The organism is Petroclostridium xylanilyticum (assembly GCF_002252565.1).
Classification (GTDB): domain Bacteria; phylum Bacillota; class Clostridia; order SK-Y3; family SK-Y3; genus Petroclostridium; species Petroclostridium xylanilyticum.
Genome location: NZ_NPML01000007.1, coordinates 24,832 through 45,359 on the forward strand (window position 1 = coordinate 24,832; position 20,528 = coordinate 45,359).

Sequence of the window (20,528 nt, forward strand, 5' to 3'; positions counted from 1 at the left end):
GGGGCGAATAGTTTAAGAAGTTTATTTAAGGCTACCTGCAACTCGGGAGAAAAAAGTTTTTTAAGTGCGGTTTACAATGAGATGTTCCTGTATGATAGCCTGTTAAGGCGCCAGCCGCCCATCTCCCTCTATGCTCGAACTTCATAGCCATACTTCGAGGGGGTGGGGGCTGGCCCCATCGGCTGGCTAATCATAGAGGGGAGGCTCGTTGTCAACCGGATTCTTGAAAAAGTTTTTTCCCTATGTGAAAGGAAAATTCTAATGTTAATTATTTACACTAATGTCATCTTTAAGAGGGGTAAAATTTAATTATAAAAAGGGTGGGTTGTTCTATTCCGACTAAAGTCGGCTGAAAGCGTATTTAGACTGGAAGTCCACGGTTTTTGACCGAATCCGCTTTCAAGCGGACTAAAGCAGGAATGGAAAATAAAGCATATTGCAGCGGATTAAATAATCTGCACCTTGATACTTTAATAGAGAAGAAGCGCTCTAATCTATCTACAAAGCAAAAAAATGTGATCATTTCCGCATGGATAGATTAAATGGCTGTTTTACACATTCTGCCACAGTAATAATCTGTTCATCATAAGAAGGCTGGATTGTTTTTCCGGGAGGAACAATTAAAAATCTGGACTCATCCCAATTCCCATTTAAAAAGTCAACCAGTAGTGATTTATCTCCCGTCACTTCATCATAATTCCATTTTAAAAATTCGGCACATTGTTTAGTATATTCTTTATGACCGGTATTGTTAAATTCAGGCCAGTCAATAAATGTACACCATTGGTATTCATTAAACCAGTTTTGCTCCATCTCCATGAGGTAATCTGCATTTTCTTCCCCGTATTTTTCAATATATTGGTTTCGGATAAAATCATATCTTTCTTTTCCTGGCATAGGAGTATTCTCAAGCCAGCCTGCAGAATACCAGTACACCCCTTTATGAGAGTCGAAATATTCTTTATATCTTTCTTTAGATCCTAATAGGAGTGTAATACAGTCATGAGCTTTGGGGACTACAATTTTATATTTTTTAGAGGAAAGACCGATAATTCCATTGCTGCACAGTGCGTAGCCCAATAAAATAGCGTCAAAATCTTCATTCATACAGGATTTATAAGTATACCAATCATCACCCCGATCTATTTTATCGATTTCATGTTGTACCCTTTCCCGTAATAAATTAGGCTCATCGTGAAAACCTTGCCTCATATAAGTAATATCGATAAAGTTCTTCGACTTTGCTGCAATCAAACTTAGCTCTCGAAATAATACTTTACAAGCAATAACCTTTAACCTCACATTATCACTTCGCTTTGCTGCATTAAGATTAAGATATTGGATAATATATTCTATATAATTTGAAAGAATCCTTTTATAATAGTAAAAGAAAATATTATTTTACAAAAAATCATAAAATTTCTCATCTATTCTTTGTAAAGACGATATTTTACATTTTTAACCACTTCTACAATATTGTAATATGCATCCAATGAACCTTTTATTACAATTGGTCTTCCAATAGCAACCATGCCACACCCTCTGGATAGAAAACCTCCAATTTTCATTAAAAGGTTCACATTAGTATGAATATTAATTAATTGTAAATTTCCTTTATTTCCTAAAATGTCATTTAAGCTGTTTAATGCCTGGATGACGATATTTGCACTAAAGCGCCTTCCCATAGTGCAAATGACTGTTCCATGATCATCAATTCCCACAACCTTGATTAAACCCCATTCTTTTTTACAAGAGGTATCAAAATTTGTTTTTTCTATAATTTCTTTTGGGTTGGGAATTCTGTCAGAAGGCAATATTCCTAAATGAATATGGGCAGCCAGAACAGAGGAATGCGATCCTCCTGAACAATGATATATGATAATCATTCTAATCCTCCATAGTGCGATTTTTAATTATTAAAAATAGTAGTCTTTATTGTTTGCTGATTTATATTCATTTATTCAGGCTTTTTTCCTAAGATATTTACACGTTGCTTAACATGCATACTTATGTTAAAATATACGCATCACTAGAAAGGATGATCTATTTATATGCAAAGAGATATAGCTGATTTGTTATTTCAAGAATTTAATATAAGCAAAAAGACTTATATTTTATCAAAAGAAGTAGAAGAGCAAGTTGCGGATAAATTCAGCGAAATAGATTACATAAGCCGGTTCAACCAGTATAAAGTATTAAAAGCTTTTCAAAACAATCATATTAGTGACAGTCATTTTGTAGAAACAACAGGATATGGTTATGACGATTTAGGCAGAGATGCTTTAGATGCTGTTTATGCAGAAACTTTTAGAAGTGAAGATGCATTAGTCAGGCATCATATTGTTTCCGGCACCCACGCTCTTGCACTATGCTTATATGGGGTTTTAAGGCCGGGAGACACATTGATTTCAGTTACAGGAAAACCCTATGACACCTTGGAAGAAGTAATAGGTATAAGGGGGAAAAATAATGGATCTTTGAGAGAACTGGGTATAAAATACCAACAGGTAGACCTTACACCCATGGGAACAATAAACTATGATGAAATAAGTGCTTCTATTGATAAAAATACAAAAGTAGCAATGATTCAGAGATCTAAGGGATATGATTGGAGACCTTCTTTAACGGTAAAAGAAATAGAGAGGTTAATTCATACCATAAAAACTATTAATCCTGATACAATATGTTTGGTAGACAACTGTTATGGTGAATTTGTTGAAACCATTGAACCTACAGAAGTAGGAGCTGACCTGGTTGCCGGATCGCTGATAAAAAACCCTGGTGGCGGTTTGGCTCCTACAGGTGGATATATTGCGGGGAAGAAAGAGTATATAAAATTAGCTGCTTACCGTCTGACATCACCAGGAATAGGGAAGAAGTGTGGGGCATCCCTGGGGATGAATCGACACCTCTTTCAAGGATTTTTTATGGCTCCGCATATTGTTTCACAAAGTTTGAAAGCAGCCATATTCTGTGCGGCGCTGTTTGAAAGGCTTGGCTTTGAGGTATGTCCTAAATCTGATGAAATCAGGACAGATATTATCCAGGCAATAAAATTTAATAACCCGGAACTGCTGATAAGCTTTTGCCAGGGAATACAAAAGGGTGCTCCCATCGATTCCTTTGTAAGACCTCAACCATGGGATATGCCGGGTTACGACTCTCAGGTTATTATGGCTGCGGGAGCATTTATCCAGGGATCTTCAATTGAATTAAGTGCAGATGCTCCAATCAAACCTCCTTATATTGCCTATATGCAAGGAGGGCTAATCTGGAACCATGCTAAATTGGGAATTATCATTGCACTTCAAGATATGATGGACAAAGGTTTATTAAAAATATAAATATACTTAATAACTGCAAGAAGGTACTGCACGGACAGTACCTTCTTTATATAATGCAATTGAACTAAAGTTTTCTAAAAACACCAATAACTTTTCCAAGTATTGAAACTTCCTTAACAATGATAGGATCCATAAATTGATTTTCAGGTTGCAATCTAAAATATCCGTTTTCTTTATAGAACCTTTTTACTGTTGCCTCGTCTTCAATTAGTGCTACAACAATATCACCATTATTGGCAGTATTTTGTTTTCTTATAATCACTAAATCACCATCTAATATTCCGGCATCAACCATGCTTTCTCCGCTTACACGAAGCATAAACACATCACTGTTCTGGGCTAATTCAACAGGTAAAGGAAAAGTATCTTCAATATTTTCCACGGCTAAAATAGGTTGCCCGGCAGTAACTTTTCCTAATATCGGAACCTGAATTAGTTCCCTGGCAGGCATAATATTGCTCAATGAAGGATTTTTACGAGCTTTGTTTTCTATAATTCTCAAAGCTCTGGGTTTAGAAGCATCTTTATGCAACAAGCCCTTTTTTTCTAATCTTTCCAAATAACCATGTACTGTAGATGTAGATTTCAATCCGACAGCACTGCATATTTCCCTGACAGAAGGGGGATATCCTTTTTCCTCAATTTGTTCATTTATAAAATCCAATATCATCTGCTGCTTTTCAGTCAATTTTTTTTGCATAAATCAGGACACCTTTCCCATTAAATTTTAATGTCATTATAACATATGTTACACAATATATCAAACGAATGTTCGTAAAAATTTTAAAAATTTATTGACTTAGAACAAATGTTCTGGTACAATTAACCACATAGAACATCTGTTCGTTTTGGTGGGGAGGAAGAAATATGAGAACTAAAACGCAGCTCAAGCTGAAGATTATTAATAAAAAGCGCTTTGTAACATTTATTACTTCAATTTTAATCCTTTCAGTCATTCTAACTGTTATGTTTTTTGCCCAAACATCCGTTCGAGGTCAAGCTGAAAGTAATTATATTTATGTACATATTGCTACTGGAGATACATTATGGGATATAGCATTACGTTATAATCAAAACCATAAGGATATTAGAAATTTTATTAATGAAATCATGCTGGAAAATAATATGGAAACTGCAATGCTCACTCAAGGGCAAATACTTAGAGTTCCTGTTAAATAACTAGTTACTTTTTTATGATTGTATGATATACTAAAAGAAATATATGGTTAAAATAATACTATTGATGTTATGATTAGAGTTGGAGGAAAGCAATGCCACGTAAGGAATGTATATTAGAAGATAGATTGTGTACCAACTGCGGAGATTGTAATATGTGTGATATAGATAGCAGTAAAATTTGTACCAGCTGCGGAAAATGTATTGATGATGATGCGGATTACAGAGCTATCGGAATTGATGACATATTAGAATTGGAAGTAAATAAATAGGGAAGGGAAGAGCGACAATGTATCCGGAAGGGGAAAGGGAGTTATTATTCCCCTTCCTTTATTATGTTTGCCAACGGATTTTGGTCTACGGCATTTCGCAATTGTTCATTATCTACATGCGTATAAATTTCGGTGGTGGATAAGTTTTCATGGCCCAAAATTTCCTGTAATGCTCTTATGTCAACTCCACCGTGTTTATACATTAGTGTGGCGGCAGTATGACGCAACTTATGAGTTGAATATTTTTCAGGATCCAGCCCGGCTTGTTTTATATACTTCTTTACAATATATTGAACAGTTTTATTGCTAATTCTTTGTTTTCTCTCACTTAGAAAAAGGGCATTTTTATCTTTAACGCCATTGACAGGACGTACACGCAAATAGTTATTGATAGCATTAATACAAGCCTTATTAAGGTATATTGTTCTTTCCTTATTGCCTTTGCCAACAACTGTTAAAGTATCATTTTTAATTTTATTTAAGTTTATACTTACAAGTTCAGAAAGCCGTAAGCCACAATTTAAAAATAACGTCAGTATCGCGTAATCTCTTTCTTTATATTCACCATTTATTGCATATAGTAATTGTTTACTTTCTTCAAGGTTCAAATATCTGGGCATGCGCTTTTGAATTTTTGGAGATTCTAGTTCTTTAGCAGGATTAATATCTATGAGCTTTGCTTTTGTATTAAGGTAACTAAAAAATGATTTTATACTGGCAACCTTTCTGGCCCGTGAGTTTGCATTATTGCCACGTTTACGATTAACATAAGCCATATATTCGTATAAATCGCTTAAAGTTATTGTTTTAATTAACTCAACATTTATATCATCAATTGGTATTTTTTCAAAATCAGCATCTTTATCAACATAACCTTTATGTATCTTCATAAATCTGAAAAATGTCCTTAAATCAAAAAAGTATTCTTTTGTTGTATTTTTTGATTTGCCTTTAATTGTTTCCATATAACTTAGATAGTCTCGAATAACTTGCGGCGCTTCACTAAAATCAATCATAACTTCCACTCCTGATTATACAAAATTTTTATTTTGTATAATCATATCACAAATTTTTACCAGTGTCCAGACTTTTCTATTTTGATTTCTATTTTAATTCTAATTTGGGAAAAATAATTTGGGTGATGTTTTTATGATAATAAGACTAGGCTATTTTGTTGCGATCATAAAAGCAATATTGGAGATAAAAAATAATCACCCTGCCTCGCTACTGCGGGTGATTATTTCATTTAAAAATTTTATATAATGGTGACCCTAAGGGGATTCGAACCCCTGTTACCGCCGTGAGAGGGCGGCGTCCTAGGCCACTAGACGATAGGGCCAAGTTCTAATGTGGTGCAGGTAATATTATACACCACATTTTGTCACTTGTAAATACCAAAGTTTTATTTTAAATTTCTGCTGCCCGGCTTGATGAAAGGTATCCCTTGCTTACAGAGAGGACAATTTTCAGGTTCATAGGATTCAACCTCCATAGATATTACTGCCTCAAACCTTGTTCCAAAGTCAATTTTACCTCCGGTCCTGTCTACTACTGCTCCTACTCCTGCAACTTCTCCACCGGATTCCTGAACAATTTTTATAACTTCTCTTACCGAGCCCCCTGTAGTCACAACATCTTCTACTACCAGTACTTTTTGTCCTTTTTCAATAGTAAAACCTCTTCTAAGGGTCATAATTCCGTTTTCCCTTTCAGCAAATATGTTTTTCACCCCCAGCCAGCGGCTTACTTCATAAGACATCTGAATTGCACCTATCGCCGGTCCTATTACCACATCAACACCTGCATCTTTGAATTTGTCAGCCAATGCCTTGCATAGCTCTTCACTATACTTGGTATACTGAAATATCTTTGCACACTGTAAATATTTATTACTATGACGGCCCGATGTCAAAAGAAAATGTCCCTCTAACAGTACACCTGCTTCTTTTAAAATCTCTAATACTCTTTCCCTTGTAATCATAAAAATTCTCCCCTTCTATATCTTTTTTATATAACTTTATACGTCCTTTTTCCTCCACCAATCCTGTTTGGCAAGGGTGCTCAACTCACCCAAGTGAGCATTATCTCCCTCAATTACCACCGTGTAATTATCATCTTTAATATTAACAATTGTTATGGATGCATTATCATGCCATTGAATATCTGTAAATTCCTCAAGCGGCTTGCCGTAAAAATAGCAGAGCAATGCTTTAATAACCGTACCATGGGTAACTACACAGATATCTTTCTTTTTATTATCTTTTATAATCTTTATAATTTCTTTTACCACCCTGTTTTGAAATTCGACCATGGATTCTCCGTTTGGCATTTGAAGCAAATAGGGTTTGTTTTCCCAGTGATGGTAAGCTTCCGGCCACCTGTGAGGTAAATCGGCCCAGGGTACATCCTCCCATTCACCGCCATTAATTTCTCTTAAACCTTTAACAACACGGATAATCAACCCTTTTTGTTCACTAATGTATTTTGCAGTTTGAAAAGCCCTCGAAAGGTCGCTGGAATATAAAACATCTATATGTTCTTTTGATAGTCTTTCAGCTAGCTTTTGTGCCTGCAAATGCCCGTTTGGAGTTAAATGAGAATCGGTATGTCCATGAAATCTGCGGATAATATTCCCTTCAGCTTCACCATGTCTAACTAAAATCAAACGTGTCACAAGGATTACCTCCTTAATTCGGTTCCACTTTCCCTATTATTTCCTTTACATCATAAATGTTATTCTTATGGAGATAACTTTCTAATCCTTCCAAAACTTTTATACACGCTAAAGGGTCAACAAAATTTGCAATTCCTACAGCCACTGCAGAAGCACCTGCCAACATAAATTCTACGGCGTCTTCTCCGGTCATTATTCCCCCCATTCCGATAATTGGCACTTTTACGACTGATGCCACCTGCCATACCATTCTAACAGCTATAGGCTTTACAGCCGGTCCCGATAAACCACCCACATTATTAGCCAGGATTGGTTTGCGGGTATTAATATCTATTGCCATGCCTAATAATGTGTTAATTAATGATATCGCGTCTGCTCCTCCGTCCTCTGCAGCCTTTGCAATCTCCTTGATATCTGTAACGTTGGGTGAGAGTTTTACAATGAGCGGTTTTTTGCAATATTTTTTTACCTGTTGTGTAATGTTATTCACGGTACCGGCATTTGTTCCAAAAGCTACTCCACCTTCCTTTACATTTGGACAGGAAATATTCATTTCTATCAAATCTATGTCGCTATCACTTAGAATTTCCGCCATGGTGCAATATTCTTCCACGGTATTGCCGGAAATGTTTGCAATAATTTTTGCAGTAAATTGTCTTAAAAATGGAACTTCGTGTTCTACAAAATATCTTACACCTGGGTTTTGCAATCCAACGCTATTGAGAATTCCTGCAGGCGTTTCGGCAATCCGCGGCGGTTTATTTCCCTGTCGCGGTGTAAGGGTTAATCCCTTTACACATATTCCCCCCAGCCGGTTCAGGTCAAAATACTCTCCATATTCCCTGCCAAAGCCAAAAGTTCCCGAGGCAGTGATGACGGGATTATTAAGTTGGATTCCTGCAATGTTAATTTTCATATTGAATGAGCGTTGAGATGCACCATCATTTTCACAATTATAACTCCGAGCTCCGAACTCCGAACTCCGAACTTTATAATTACTCATCAAACATCACCTCATTCCCCCAGAATACAGGACCATCCTTACAAACATGCTTGTATTCCCAAGCACTATCAGATTTTATCTTGCAAGCGCACACCAGACACGCACCAATCCCACATCCCATTCTTTGCTCCAAAGAGATTTGACAGGGAACGGCATATGTTTTACAGATACTGTTAACCATCTTAAGCATTGGTTGTGGTCCGCAGGCATAAACAATATCAGTCTTGCCCTGTTTTAATTTTTCTTCCATCAATTGCGTTACATATCCTTTATATCCATAGCTTCCGTCATCGGTAGCTATTTGCATTTCTGAACATACCTTATTAAAATCTTCTTCAAGAACTACCATGTCTTTATTTCTGAATCCCAAATATGCTGTTATGTTTTGAGCTGAAATTGACTTGGCAAGCATTAGAAGCGGAAATACGCCTATTCCTCCTCCAATAAGCAGTGGTTTAGCATATTTAGTTTCTAAAGTATATGAAGTTCCAAGAGGACCTAAGATATCTATACAATCACCTATCGTTTTGCTTGCCAGTAATTTTGTACCCTCGCCTTTTATCTGAAAAACAAATCGTACTTCATTCTTTTCAACATCAACATCACATATACTGATAGGTCTTCTTAAAATTGCATTTAAACCGTTATCACATTTAATATTCAAAAATTGTCCCGGCTTGGCCTGTTGGGCAATCTCTTGACTTATTATCCTCATATCAATAATTCCAGGAGCAATTTCTTTTTTATTACTTATTTTGCAAAGATGGTTTTGTTTGAACATTTTTTCTCCTCTCTACTATAAAAATATATATTATTTTTATATTTATATTTTTGTAATGTCTATTACCTCCAGATCCTTTTCTTCTTTATTTAACTTAAGGCTGGCTATAACAGCTTTTGCAGTGTCTAGGGAAGTCAAGCAGGGGATGGATTGTTCGACAGACTTTCTCCTGATTTTAAAACCGTCTCTTTCCGGCTGCCTTCCTCGCGTAGGAGTATTAATTACCAGGCTAAATTTTCCTGCCTGTATGAGTTCCAGTATATCCGGCGAGCCTTCACCGATTTTTTTAACAACATTGGCAGCAATATAATTGCTGTTAAGTTTATGTGCTGTATTTCCTGTCGCATATAATTTAAACCCTAATTTTTCAAAATCCTGTGCTATCGCAATCAGTTCTTGTTTATCCGTATCTCTGACAGTCATTAATATATTGCCTTTTTTAGGAATCTTAAGTCCTGCACCGATCAAGCCTTTATACAGAGCTTCCGCAAAATTCTCAGAAATTCCCAGGACTTCTCCCGTCGACTTCATTTCCGGTCCCAGGCTTATGTCTACATCATGCAGTTTTTCAAAGGAGAATACAGGCACCTTAACGGCTACATATTTTCCTTCCGGATGTAAGCCCGTACCATATCCTAAATCTTTTAATTTTTCACCCAGGACTATCTTTGTCGCCAAATTCACCATTGGTACATTGGTAACCTTGCTGATATAAGGCACCGTTCTGCTGGAACGGGGGTTAACCTCTATCACGTATACCTGGCTGTCGTACAAGACAAACTGTATGTTGATGAGCCCTTTAACGTCCAGGGCTTTTGCCAGCTTACAGGTATAGTCTACAATTATATCTTTATATTTCCGGTCAATGGTTTGGGTTGGGTAAACAGATATACTATCTCCCGAATGTACTCCTGCCCTTTCCAGGTGTTCCATAATTCCTGGAATGAGGATGTCTTCACCATCACAGATAGCATCTACTTCTATTTCTTTTCCCATCATATATTTATCAATCAATATCGGGTGCTCCTGTTTTACCCGATTGATAATTTCCATAAACTCAGTGATATCATTTTCATTATAAGCGATTTCCATTCCCTGTCCGCCAAGTACATAGGATGGCCTTACAAGGACGGGATACCCTAACTGCTGTGCTGCATCCAAAGCTTCTTCCAGTGTAAAGACAGTCCTGCCAGCCGGTCTTGGGATGCCGCACTTCTCCAGTATTTTATCAAATTTCTCCCTATCTTCGGCAGCATCGATATTTTCAGCCGAGGTTCCTAATATTTTTACACCTAATTCTTTTAATGTTTTGGTCAGCTTTATAGCTGTTTGGCCTCCGAATTGCACAATGGCACCATACGGCTTCTCAGTTTCGACAACATATTCAATGTCTTCCGGAGTTAAAGGCTCAAAATACAGACGGTCGGACGTATCAAAGTCGGTACTAACCGTTTCGGGGTTATTATTGGCTATAATGGTCTCATATCCCGCCTCTTTTAAAGCCCATACCGAATGGACAGAACAGTAGTCAAACTCTATTCCCTGTCCGATTCTGATAGGTCCCGAACCTATCACCAGAACCTTTTTATTAGCCGATTGTTTTACTTCTGAATGTTCATCAAATGTGGAATAATAGTAGGGCGTTACAGCTTCAAATTCTGCAGCACAGGTATCAACCATTTTATACGATGGATGGATGTTATGCGATTTTCTCAAATCTCTAACCTGTTCTCTGGTGCTGCCGATAAATGAGGCAATTACTGCATCGGTATACCCCATTTTTTTGGCTTTTAGTAATGTCTCTTTATCCAGTTGTTTAATGGTTTTAGATTTTAATGTGTTTTCCAACTGTATAAGCTGATTGATTTTTTCCAGGAAAAACAGGTCTATTTTTGTAATGCTATTGATTTCTTTAACGGTAATTCCACGTCTTAAAGCTTCTGCTATAACAAAAATCCTCTCATCATCAATATTTTTAATCCTCGAATAAATTTCCTGGGTTGATAATTTTTTTAGATGCGGCAGCTCTATGTTAAATAATCCAAGCTCAAGGGAGCGGATAGCTTTCATCAAGCCGCCCTCAAAGGAAGAGCTTATTGCCATTACTTCTCCTGTCGCCTTCATCTGTGTGCCTAACGTCCTTTTTGCCTTTACAAATTTATCAAAGGGCCACTTTGGAATTTTTACGACTACATAGTCAAGGGTAGGTTCAAAGCAGGCATAGGTTTTACCTGTAACCGCATTTTGTATTTCGTCCAAACCATATCCTATTGCAATTTTGGTTGCAACCTTTGCAATCGGATATCCGGTAGCTTTTGACGCCAGGGCACTGGAACGGCTTACCCTTGGATTTACTTCGATTACCGCATACTCAAAACTATACGGATTTAAAGCAAACTGGACATTACACCCACCTTCTATCCCCAGAGCGGAGATAATATTCAAAGCCGCGCTTCTTAGCATTTGATACTCTTTATCGGTAAGCGTTTGGGACGGCGCTACCACGATACTGTCCCCGGTATGCACTCCAACCGGGTCAATATTCTCCATATTACATACGGTGATGCAATTTCCTTTGCTGTCCCTCATTACTTCATATTCAATTTCTTTCCAGCCTGCAATACATTTTTCAATAAGGACCTGATGAACCCTGCTGAGTCTTAAACCATTAGGTGCAATTTCGGACAATTCCTGTTCATTATTTGCAATTCCCCCTCCTGTGCCGCCCAGGGTATAGGCAGGGCGTACGATAACAGGAAATCCTATCTCCTTAGCAAAAGCAAGAGCATCCTCATAGGTACTTACCACTTTGCTGGCAATGACAGGCTCACCAATTCTCTCCATGGTATCTTTAAATTCCTGACGGTCTTCTGCCATCTTAATAGCTTCTACTGCTGTTCCCAGAAGCTTTACGCCTTGCTGCTGCAAAAAGCCCTCTTCAGCCAATTCCATTGCAAGGTTAAGACCTGTTTGTCCCCCAAGTGTAGGGAGTATACTGTCAGGTTTTTCTTTAATGATGATTTTTTTAATGATCTCAGGAGTTAATGGTTCTATATAAACCTTGTTGGCAATATTCTTGTCTGTCATGATGGTTGCCGGATTGCTGTTGACGAGTATGACTTCGATGTTTTCTTCTCTTAGTGCCCGGCAGGCTTGTGTTCCTGCATAATCAAATTCTGCCGCCTGCCCGATGATGATTGGGCCTGACCCGATGACCAATACCCTCTTTACATCTTTTCTTAAAGGCATTAATTTTTCCCCTTTCCGTATATTTTCATTAGTTCTAAAAATTCATCGAATAAATATGCTGTATCTTTGGGCCCGGGTGACGCTTCCGGGTGAAACTGCACGGTAAAGACAGGCCTGTCTTTATAACGGACACCTTCGATAGTCCCATCGTTCATGTTAATATGGCTGATTTCTGCTTTTGTTTTATCTAAAGAAGCTTCTACAATGGTATAGCCATGATTTTGGGATGTGATATAAGTAAGATCCTTTTTGATATCTTTTACTGGATGGTTGCAGCCTCTATGTCCGTATTTTAACCGTTGAGTATCCGCACCATTGGCCAAAGCAGTTAATTGATGGCCGAGACATATGCCAAATATGGGCTTTCCCGAGTCCATCAGTTTTTTAATATTTTTTATAACCTCCGAACAATCCTTTGGGTCCCCTGGTCCATTGGATAGCATAATTCCATCAGGGTTATGCCTTAAAATTTCATCTGCACTACTTCTCGCAGGGAATACTATAACGTCGCAGCCTCTATTGACCAGAGAACGTATGATATTTGCTTTAGCGCCTAAATCAATTACTGCAACCTTATAGCCTTCTCCGGGATATTTCTGTATTTCCTTGCATGTAACCTCATCTACAGGATTATTAATTCGGAAATTTTTTATTTCATCCAACCTTTGACGAATATCAAAATTGGGATCTGTGGAAATAATACCGTTCATTGTACCCTTATCCCTTAAAATTCTGGTTAGTGCCCGAGTATCAATTCCCTCAATTCCTATAATATTATATCTTTTAAGATACTCATTTAAAGTTTCGGTAGAACGCCAGTTGCTAGGTGTTTTACATAATTCTCTTACGATAAACCCTTTTACCTGGGGTTTTATTGATTCAAAGTCATCTATATTAACGCCATAGTTACCTATTAACGGATATGTCATTGTCACAATTTGACCGCAATAAGAAGGGTCAGTAAGTATTTCCTGATATCCTGTCATACCGGTATTGAATACGATTTCTCCGATTACTTCCCCTTCTGCGCCAAAACTATTGCCTTTAAAGATTGAGCCATCTTCTAAAGCCAATATTGCCTTCATGTTTTATCCCACCTTTCAGTATAATGAACTATTTTTATATTATACAATTCAGTATCTCATCTCTCATCCTTATGGCTTCTTCTCTTGCTGCTGCAGCAAATTCTTTTTCTTCATATTTTTTGTTTATATATGCACACATGATTCCACGGGAAGAATTTACAATTGCACCTAGTCCGTCCTTGTTAAAACAGTTGGCAACATCCTTCGCTGTTCCACCCTGTGCCCCATATCCAGGAACCAGGAAGTAAGTGTTGGGCATTATTTTTCGTAATTTTGCAGCCTGTTCCGGGTAAGTCGCGCCTACTACTGCACCGATATTGCTGTATCCCTTTTGTCCCATGCATTGACTTCCCCATTGATTTACCAGTGCTGCAATTTTTTCATAGACTGTTTCACCTGCTGTCATCAGATCCTGTACTTCACCCGATGACCTATTGGATGTCTTAACCAGGATAAATATGCTTTTATTATATTTGCTGCAGTCATTAATAAAAGGTTGAATACCATCTGTTCCCAGGTAAGGGTTTACTGTAATGCTATCGGACGCAAAGGCATCAACGTAAATATCCCCTTCGATTTGAGTTTTACCCAGGTATGCGGTAGAATAGGCTTCTGCAGTAGACCCAATATCATTTCTTTTGACATCGGTAATAACATATAACCCTTTATTTCTGGCATACTCTATTGTTTCGTAAAGCGTCTTGATTCCTTCAACACCATACATTTCGTAATAGGCTGACTGGGGCTTGACAGCCGGAATAATATCGCAAAGCTCATCTATTAACTTTTTGTTAAACTCCAGAATGGCCTGCGCCACCCCTTTGAGATTCCTTCCGCACCGGGTATAACACTCTTCCCTGATAAACTCCGGTACATATTCAATCCTCGGGTCCAGCCCAACCACCGAAGGATTATTCTTTTGCCTGATTTTATCAATTAATATATCTATAGACATTCTCCATACCTCCAAATGAAAATTTAGAGGCTAGAAGCTAGCGGTTAGAGGGCAAAATTACTCCCCGCTACCCGCTGCCCACTGCCCACTATAACAATACTTTTTGTCTTACAATTACTTTTCCCCCTACAATGGTGTAGTGCACTGTTCCTTTTAACGTATAACCATGGTAGGGTGAATTTCTGCTTTTTGATTGGAACTTATTGATGTCCACTATATATTCTTCATTTTTATCAATCACTATGACATCTGCAGGCCTGTTAATCCCCAGGGATCCTTTATTCAATCCCAGGATATTAGCAGGATTTACACACATTTTTTGCAGTAACTGGCTCATGGTTAAGATACCGGTATCTACCAGGTAGGTTATTCCTAAAGCAAGGGCTGTTTCGAAACCTACAATTCCATTTGCTGCTTTATCAAATTCAACATTTTTTTCATCTATATGGTGCGGAGCATGGTCAGTTGCAATAACGTCAATGGTTCCATCTTTTAAGCCCTCCTTAACTGCTTCTACATCTTCTTCCGTCCTTAAAGGCGGGTTCATTTTGGCAGCAGTGTTGTAGCCTTCCACAGCTTTATCCGTTAATGTAAAATAGTGAGGACATGTTTCACAGGTCACTTTTACGCCTCTGGCCTTGGCATGACGGATGATTTCAACCGCTCCCGCTGTACTTACATGGGCAATGTGTATGGGCGTTCCGGTTACTTCTGACAGGACAATGTCCCTTGCAACCATTACATCTTCTGCGGCTCGGGTGATGCCTTTCAATCCTAGATAGGTAGACATGTATCCCTCGTTCATTACACCGTCGCCTACAAGTGTCAGATCTTCACAGTGGGATATTACAGGAGTATCAAACATGTTTGCATACTGCAATGCTCTTCTCATGAGAGAAGAATTCATGACAGGTTTTCCATCATCGGAAACAGCCACAACACCTGCAAACTTCAATTCCCCTATCTCAGCTAACTCTTCACCTTTCAATCCTTTCGTGATAGCCCCGATGGGATATACATTTACCACTCCTACATTTTTAGCCTTTGTCTTTACGTATTCTACTATCGCTTGGTTATCTATGACAGGATTTGTATTTGGCATGCATGCAATGGAAGTAAAACCTCCAACTGCTGCACTCCTCGTCCCGCTTTCAATGTCCTCTTTATATTCATAACCAGGTTCCCGGAGGTGGCAATGCATGTCTATCAGCCCGGGTACAACAAGTTTTCCTTCTGCGTCAATAACCTCAATATCCCCTCCACTGTAATCAAGTTCTTTATCAATTTCTACAATTAAGCCGTTTTCAATATATATATCCAATTTATCATCTCTTCTATTTTTCGGATCAATTACATGTCCATTTTTAATTAATATTCTCATTGCTACCACCCTTTCTAGCAAATAGATAAAGTACAGCCATCCTTACAGCAACACCGTTCGTAACCTGCTCATTGATGAGAGATTTCTCGCCATCTATTACATCCGATGATAGCTCTACACCACGGTTCACAGGACCAGGATGAAGAAGAAGTGCATCTTCCTTGGCAAACATAAGTCTTTTATCGTCAATTCCAAAAAACCTCGCATATTCCCGCGTGGTTGGGAAAAGGCCTCTTTTTTGCCGCTCCAGCTGTATTCGGAGCCCCATAACAACATCAGCATCCAGTAAAGCTTCCTGGACGCTATTAAAGACTTTTACCCCCGTCTTTTCAATTTCCGGTGGAATGAGCGTTGCCGGCCCGGCTACACAGACTTCTGCACCTAGCTTTGTTAAGCCCCAAATATTACTGCGTGCCACTCTGCTATGTGCAATATCGCCGATAATAGCAACCTTTAATCCCTTTATTTTTCCTTTTTTCTCCTTTATTGTCATCATATCCAGAAGTGCCTGTGTAGGGTGTTCATTCATGCCATCCCCTGCATTAATGACAGAAGCCTTTACGTTTTTTGCTAAAAGGTGTGGAGCCCCTGACATAGGGTGGCGGATAATGATAATGTCGGTTCCCATCATATCAATGGTTTTTCCTGTATCTATTAAAGTTTCACCTTTTGCAACGCTGCTTCCGGAGGCGCTGATATTTGCTGCACTGGCACTCATATATTTTGCAGCCAGTTCAAAAGATAAACGCGTTCTGGTGCTATTTTCGTAAAAAAGGGTAATGATCGATTTCCCCTGTAAATGAGGGGTCTTTTTATTTTTTTGTGAAAGTACATATTTCATGGTTTCAGCATTGTTCAAAATGTATTTAATTTCTTCAGCCGATAAATCCTTAAGCCCAAGAAGATCTTTTCTTTTACCCAGCATATTTCAATCACCTCATATTAAATAAATCATATGTTTTCAAAAAGAGTAGTAGGACATGCCTTACTACTCTTTTTAATTCCTAAACATTTTGAGGAAGTAATTTATTCGCAATGATTCCTACCAACGCAGCTAAAAATAACCCGGACACTTTAAAAGTTTCAGTAATTGCAATATCTCCCACTCCCAGTCCCACTACAAGTATGAGAGAGACTATAATCAAATTTCTACTATGGGTGAAATCTAATTCAGCTTCCGATATGGTTCTCATCCCAATACTTGCAATCATACCAAACAATATGAGGCTTACTCCTCCCATAACAGGAACAGGAATGGTTTGTAAAATTGCCCCCAGCTTACCAACAAGGCTAAGAATAATTGCATAAACTGCTGCAATTCTGAGAATTTTAGGATCATATACCTTTGTTACTGCCAAAACACCGGTATTCTCACTGTACGTGGTGTTTGCCGGACCTCCAAAGCAGCCGGCGACAAAGGTAGCTAACCCATCCCCCAGTAGAGTTCTGTGCAATCCGGGGTCTTTAAAGAAATCCTTCCCGACAACTGCACCATTTGTAGTAATATCACCGATATGTTCCATGAAAGTTACAATTGCTATCGGAGCTATTAGAGAGATGGCAGTCAAATTAAACGCGGGAAGGGTAAAAAATTCTCCTCTTAATATAGAAATAAAGTTAAACCAATCAGCATCAACAATGGCCTGTGTATTTATAAGAGGTTTTTCACCGGTGAGCTTAAGATAATCCAGGATTAGGGTTAAAATATATCCAGAAGCTATACCAATAAGTATGGGTACTAATTTAAAGAAACCTTTATCAAAGACTGTAACAACGATTACTACCAGTAAGACAAATACCGCAATGTACCAGTTACCTGATGCCATATCTACTGCAACAGGACTTAAGGTTAAACCGATTACCATAATAATTGGACCGGTAACGACAGGAGGGAAAAAGCTTCTAATCTTTTCTACACCTATTAGTGCTACCAACTCTGATAGGATAACGTACACCAAACCGGCTGCCATAATCCCGCCCTGTGCAGCTGGAATACCATAATTTTTTACTACTAATTGTATTGCACCTATAAAAGCAAAACTGGAACCGAGAAACACCGGTACTTTCTTACCGGTAATATAATGAAATACTAACGTTCCAACACCTGCAGTGAACAGTGCAACAGCAGGATGCAGGCCTGTTAATGCTGGAACTAAAACAGTCGCTCCAAACATCGCAAATAAGTGCTGCAAACCTAAAATATAAGATTTTACGCCATTGGACATTTTAAATTCCCCTTTCACTTTTCTTGTTATATATTTACTAACCCCCATGTAGTATCACTTATCACTGCATGGATAGTAATAAATCCAGCCCCACGCCATTGAGATCTTATTCTACATTGCTCTGGTCTTGATTACTAATGACCACTTTATTAACTCCATCTATTTCTTTAACTTTCACATGTACTACTTCATTTTTGGACGTAGGTACATTTTTTCCTACATAATCTGCTCTAATGGGAAGTTCTCTATGTCCCCTGTCAATCAAGATTGCCAGTTGAATCATTTTAGGCCTTCCCAAATCCATGATTGCATCAATTGCAGCCCTTACCGTACGTCCTGTATATAGTACATCATCTACAAGAACAATTTTTTTACCTGTGATTGAAAAACCAATTTCAGTACCATTAATTACCGGATGTTCGGAAAGTAAACTTAAATCATCCCTATAGAGTGTAATATCAAGAATCCCAACAGAAATTTCCGTACCTTCCACTTCTTTTATTTTTGAAGCTATTCTTTGAGCTAACGGCACACCGCGTCTTTGAATTCCAATTAAAACCAGTTCTTCAACTCCCTTATTCTTTTCAATAATCTCATGAGATATCCTTGTTATGGCTCTTTGCATTGCCTGCTCATCCATAATTTCTGCTTTTTCAACCATTTCCAAATTACATCTCCTTCCTTCATGGTTTATCATAAATTTGACAAAATAAAAAACTTCTTACCGGCCGGTAAGAAGTTGAAACGTCACAAAAACTCCACAAAAATATATGCTTAGCCTATCGCAAGCATCTCCCTCTCAACCTTACCAGCCTCACAGGACTAATTTAAAGGTTAACCACTTTTTATCAAGTTTATTTAATTATATACCAAGTATTATATTTTGTCTACTATTTTATTAAATTTTTACGCAATAGATTTAATAATTTGTCGAAATAAGGGGGCGGAGACACTTCAAATTCCAGATATTCATTGGTTGTTGGATGGATAAATCCAATTATTTTGGCATGTAAAGCCTGTCCGTTTAAATTAAACCTATCTTTTTTTGGCCCGTAGACAGGGTCTCCAATGATAGGGTGACCGATATAACTCATGTGCACCCTTATTTGATGAGTTCTGCCTGTCTCCAGCTTACACTCTATATATGAATAGTTGCCTAATCTTTCAAGTACTTTAAAATGTGTTACAGCGTTTCTACCATTTTTAGTAGTAACACTCATTTTTTTTCTATCTACAGGATGCCTTCCTATGGGTGCATCGATGATTCCGCTATCATTTTTTAAAGCACCATATACGATGGCTACATATCTTCTGCTGAGAGAATGATCTTTAATCTGTTTGGCCAGCTTGATGTGAGCCCTATTATTTTTTGCAACCAACAGCAAGCCGGAGGTATCTTTGTCAATTCTATGGACAATACCAGGACGGATAATACCGTTAATTGCAGAAAGATTATCCCCACAGTGTTTCATAAGTGCATTCACCAGCGTACCGGTATAATTTCCTGCAGCAGGATGAACAACCATCCCCTGGGGCTTATTAACCACAAGCAGGTCTGCGTCCTCGTAAACAATATCCAGTTCAATGTCCTCGGCTTTTATTTCAAGCTTTTCCGGTTCAGGTATTTCAACATGAACCATATCATTGGCCTTAACCTTGTAATTTTGTTTCACAGCTTTATTATTCACTTGAACAAGTCCGTCGTTTATAATTTTCTGTGCATAAGAACGGGACAGGTCCTTTATTTTATCACTTAAGTATTTGTCAATTCTTATATTATTGTCCTCTTTTGCTACTATCAACTGCTGCGTGGTCATTTACGCTTCATCCTTTTTTTCTTCGTATTTAAAAAGAAGATAATATGACAGCAAAACGGTTCCTACCACTACAAATGAATCTGCAACATTAAATACAGGCCAGTTAATCAGGTTAAAATCAAAAAAATCTATGACATAACTGTATCTGATCCTATCAATAAGGTTGCCTACAGCCCCACCTAATATCATGGACAAACTTACCATCAGTAATTTGTTTCCCGGTTTTTTCTTGATTATATAGTAGATGATTGCAAGCATAATAATGATAGTAACTATGACAAAAAACCACTTTTGATTTTGAAGTATTCCAAAAGCTGCACCCTTATTTTTAACAAATGTAAGATGGAATACATTTTCTATCAAGGGAATAGTCTCATAATTGATGAGCTTTGTAGCTGCCAAATACTTTGTGTATTGGTCTAATCCTATGATCACTGCTATAATGATAAACCAAATCAAATATCTCAACCCCTTATGGTTATTTTCTAATAAATTATAGCATTACTCAGGGGCATTGTAAATGGTTGAGGCGATTTTCCGGCCTCAGCATTCCATATATGATGGTA

Annotated in this window: 20 protein-coding genes and 1 tRNA gene; 3 read left to right on the top strand and 18 right to left on the bottom strand. The window is 37.9% G+C overall.

What is annotated here, in order from left to right; genetic code table 11:
- Window positions 1-519 precede the first annotated feature (519 nt).
- Window positions 520-1,212 (bottom strand): DUF1638 domain-containing protein, encoded by a 693-nt coding sequence (locus tag CIB29_RS03350; RefSeq protein WP_094547615.1) that lies wholly within the window; start codon window positions 1,210-1,212, stop codon window positions 520-522.
- A 215-nt stretch (window positions 1,213-1,427) separates the two neighbouring features.
- Window positions 1,428-1,886 carry a DUF3189 family protein gene (locus CIB29_RS03355; RefSeq protein ID WP_094546771.1) on the bottom strand — a complete coding sequence of 153 codons (459 nt, stop codon included), beginning with the start codon at window positions 1,884-1,886 and terminating at the stop codon, window positions 1,428-1,430.
- Window positions 1,887-2,051: 165 nt separating this feature from the next.
- Between CIB29_RS03355 and CIB29_RS03360 the strand changes: the two genes are divergently transcribed.
- Window positions 2,052-3,344 carry a methionine gamma-lyase family protein gene (locus CIB29_RS03360; RefSeq protein ID WP_094546773.1) on the top strand — a complete coding sequence of 431 codons (1,293 nt, stop codon included), beginning with the start codon at window positions 2,052-2,054 and terminating at the stop codon, window positions 3,342-3,344.
- A 64-nt stretch (window positions 3,345-3,408) separates the two neighbouring features.
- On the opposite strand, the gene lexA is transcribed toward CIB29_RS03360, so the two are convergent.
- Window positions 3,409-4,044 (bottom strand): transcriptional repressor LexA, encoded by a 636-nt coding sequence (lexA, locus tag CIB29_RS03365; protein WP_094546775.1) that lies wholly within the window; start codon window positions 4,042-4,044, stop codon window positions 3,409-3,411.
- Between the two features lie 167 nt (window positions 4,045-4,211).
- Between lexA and yneA the strand changes: the two genes are divergently transcribed.
- On the top strand, window positions 4,212-4,523 hold the full coding sequence (yneA, locus tag CIB29_RS03370; RefSeq protein WP_094546777.1) for a cell division suppressor protein YneA: 312 nt from the start codon (window positions 4,212-4,214) through the stop codon (window positions 4,521-4,523).
- Between the two features lie 92 nt (window positions 4,524-4,615).
- Entirely contained in the window at window positions 4,616-4,792 is a 177-nt protein-coding gene (locus CIB29_RS18830) for a hypothetical protein (protein WP_198543733.1), read from the top strand.
- Window positions 4,793-4,836: 44 nt separating this feature from the next.
- Here the strand turns inward: CIB29_RS18830 and CIB29_RS03375 are convergent, their stop codons facing one another.
- From CIB29_RS03375 to lspA, 15 genes are all read right to left on the bottom strand, one after another.
- The gene (locus tag CIB29_RS03375) at window positions 4,837-5,808 is read right to left on the bottom strand and encodes a tyrosine recombinase XerC (RefSeq protein WP_094546779.1); all 972 of its coding nucleotides are present in this window, start codon (window positions 5,806-5,808) and stop codon (window positions 4,837-4,839) included.
- Window positions 5,809-6,055: 247 nt separating this feature from the next.
- Window positions 6,056-6,131: transfer RNA gene (locus CIB29_RS03380), tRNA-Glu, on the bottom strand.
- A 63-nt stretch (window positions 6,132-6,194) separates the two neighbouring features.
- The gene (gene pyrE / locus CIB29_RS03385) at window positions 6,195-6,773 is read right to left on the bottom strand and encodes an orotate phosphoribosyltransferase (RefSeq protein ID WP_094546781.1); all 579 of its coding nucleotides are present in this window, start codon (window positions 6,771-6,773) and stop codon (window positions 6,195-6,197) included.
- 36 nt (window positions 6,774-6,809) lie between these two features.
- Window positions 6,810-7,466: a histidine phosphatase family protein gene (locus tag CIB29_RS03390; protein WP_242965042.1), complete on the bottom strand. Its 657-nt coding sequence runs from the start codon at window positions 7,464-7,466 to the stop codon at window positions 6,810-6,812.
- Between the two features lie 13 nt (window positions 7,467-7,479).
- Window positions 7,480-8,382 carry a dihydroorotate dehydrogenase gene (locus tag CIB29_RS03395; RefSeq protein WP_242965043.1) on the bottom strand — a complete coding sequence of 301 codons (903 nt, stop codon included), beginning with the start codon at window positions 8,380-8,382 and terminating at the stop codon, window positions 7,480-7,482.
- A gap of 79 nt (window positions 8,383-8,461) precedes the next feature.
- Complete coding sequence (locus CIB29_RS03400; protein WP_094546787.1) at window positions 8,462-9,250, bottom strand: dihydroorotate dehydrogenase electron transfer subunit; 789 nt, start codon at window positions 9,248-9,250, stop codon at window positions 8,462-8,464.
- A gap of 42 nt (window positions 9,251-9,292) precedes the next feature.
- Window positions 9,293-12,499: a carbamoyl-phosphate synthase large subunit gene (gene carB / locus CIB29_RS03405; protein ID WP_094546789.1), complete on the bottom strand. Its 3,207-nt coding sequence runs from the start codon at window positions 12,497-12,499 to the stop codon at window positions 9,293-9,295.
- Window positions 12,499-13,584, bottom strand: a complete 1,086-nt coding sequence (locus tag CIB29_RS03410; RefSeq protein WP_094546791.1) for a carbamoyl phosphate synthase small subunit — start codon at window positions 13,582-13,584, stop codon at window positions 12,499-12,501. Before CIB29_RS03410 ends, carB begins: the two co-directional genes overlap by 1 nt.
- Window positions 13,585-13,618: 34 nt before the next feature.
- On the bottom strand, window positions 13,619-14,539 hold the full coding sequence (gene pyrF / locus CIB29_RS03415; protein WP_094546793.1) for an orotidine-5'-phosphate decarboxylase: 921 nt from the start codon (window positions 14,537-14,539) through the stop codon (window positions 13,619-13,621).
- A gap of 88 nt (window positions 14,540-14,627) precedes the next feature.
- The gene (locus CIB29_RS03420; RefSeq protein WP_094546795.1) at window positions 14,628-15,920 is read right to left on the bottom strand and encodes a dihydroorotase; all 1,293 of its coding nucleotides are present in this window, start codon (window positions 15,918-15,920) and stop codon (window positions 14,628-14,630) included.
- Window positions 15,904-16,845, bottom strand: a complete 942-nt coding sequence (locus tag CIB29_RS03425; protein ID WP_094546796.1) for an aspartate carbamoyltransferase catalytic subunit — start codon at window positions 16,843-16,845, stop codon at window positions 15,904-15,906. Before CIB29_RS03425 ends, CIB29_RS03420 begins: the two co-directional genes overlap by 17 nt.
- A gap of 79 nt (window positions 16,846-16,924) precedes the next feature.
- On the bottom strand, window positions 16,925-18,145 hold the full coding sequence (locus tag CIB29_RS03430; RefSeq protein WP_094546798.1) for a uracil-xanthine permease family protein: 1,221 nt from the start codon (window positions 18,143-18,145) through the stop codon (window positions 16,925-16,927).
- Between the two features lie 106 nt (window positions 18,146-18,251).
- Window positions 18,252-18,842: a bifunctional pyr operon transcriptional regulator/uracil phosphoribosyltransferase PyrR gene (gene pyrR / locus CIB29_RS03435; protein WP_463208963.1), complete on the bottom strand. Its 591-nt coding sequence runs from the start codon at window positions 18,840-18,842 to the stop codon at window positions 18,252-18,254.
- A gap of 193 nt (window positions 18,843-19,035) precedes the next feature.
- Window positions 19,036-19,962 carry an RluA family pseudouridine synthase gene (locus CIB29_RS03440; protein ID WP_094546800.1) on the bottom strand — a complete coding sequence of 309 codons (927 nt, stop codon included), beginning with the start codon at window positions 19,960-19,962 and terminating at the stop codon, window positions 19,036-19,038.
- Window positions 19,963-20,421: a signal peptidase II gene (gene lspA, locus CIB29_RS03445; RefSeq protein WP_094546802.1), complete on the bottom strand. Its 459-nt coding sequence runs from the start codon at window positions 20,419-20,421 to the stop codon at window positions 19,963-19,965.
- Window positions 20,422-20,528 lie beyond the last annotated feature (107 nt).

Excerpts from the sequence above, each read along its gene's own strand:
- CIB29_RS03425 (WP_094546796.1), bottom strand. The coding sequence starts at position 16,845 with ATGCTGGGTAAAAGAAAAGATCTTCTTGGGCTTAAGGATTTATCGGCT.
- CIB29_RS03440 (WP_094546800.1), bottom strand. The coding sequence starts at position 19,962 with ATGACCACGCAGCAGTTGATAGTAGCAAAAGAGGACAATAATATAAGA.
- pyrF (WP_094546793.1), bottom strand. The coding sequence starts at position 14,539 with ATGTCTATAGATATATTAATTGATAAAATCAGGCAAAAGAATAATCCT.
- CIB29_RS03430 (WP_094546798.1), bottom strand. The coding sequence starts at position 18,145 with ATGTCCAATGGCGTAAAATCTTATATTTTAGGTTTGCAGCACTTATTT.
- pyrE (WP_094546781.1), bottom strand. The coding sequence starts at position 6,773 with ATGATTACAAGGGAAAGAGTATTAGAGATTTTAAAAGAAGCAGGTGTA.
- CIB29_RS03360 (WP_094546773.1), top strand. The coding sequence starts at position 2,052 with ATGCAAAGAGATATAGCTGATTTGTTATTTCAAGAATTTAATATAAGC.
- CIB29_RS03375 (WP_094546779.1), bottom strand. The coding sequence starts at position 5,808 with ATGATTGATTTTAGTGAAGCGCCGCAAGTTATTCGAGACTATCTAAGT.
- lexA (WP_094546775.1), bottom strand. The coding sequence starts at position 4,044 with ATGCAAAAAAAATTGACTGAAAAGCAGCAGATGATATTGGATTTTATA.
- CIB29_RS03395 (WP_242965043.1), bottom strand. The coding sequence starts at position 8,382 with ATGAAAATTAACATTGCAGGAATCCAACTTAATAATCCCGTCATCACT.
- carB (WP_094546789.1), bottom strand. The coding sequence starts at position 12,499 with ATGCCTTTAAGAAAAGATGTAAAGAGGGTATTGGTCATCGGGTCAGGC.
- CIB29_RS03355 (WP_094546771.1), bottom strand. The coding sequence starts at position 1,886 with ATGATTATCATATATCATTGTTCAGGAGGATCGCATTCCTCTGTTCTG.
- CIB29_RS03410 (WP_094546791.1), bottom strand. The coding sequence starts at position 13,584 with ATGAAGGCAATATTGGCTTTAGAAGATGGCTCAATCTTTAAAGGCAAT.
- CIB29_RS18830 (WP_198543733.1), top strand. The coding sequence starts at position 4,616 with ATGCCACGTAAGGAATGTATATTAGAAGATAGATTGTGTACCAACTGC.
- yneA (WP_094546777.1), top strand. The coding sequence starts at position 4,212 with ATGAGAACTAAAACGCAGCTCAAGCTGAAGATTATTAATAAAAAGCGC.
- CIB29_RS03400 (WP_094546787.1), bottom strand. The coding sequence starts at position 9,250 with ATGTTCAAACAAAACCATCTTTGCAAAATAAGTAATAAAAAAGAAATT.
- CIB29_RS03420 (WP_094546795.1), bottom strand. The coding sequence starts at position 15,920 with ATGAGAATATTAATTAAAAATGGACATGTAATTGATCCGAAAAATAGA.
- CIB29_RS03350 (WP_094547615.1), bottom strand. The coding sequence starts at position 1,212 with ATGAGGCAAGGTTTTCACGATGAGCCTAATTTATTACGGGAAAGGGTA.
- pyrR (WP_463208963.1), bottom strand. The coding sequence starts at position 18,842 with ATGATAAACCATGAAGGAAGGAGATGTAATTTGGAAATGGTTGAAAAA.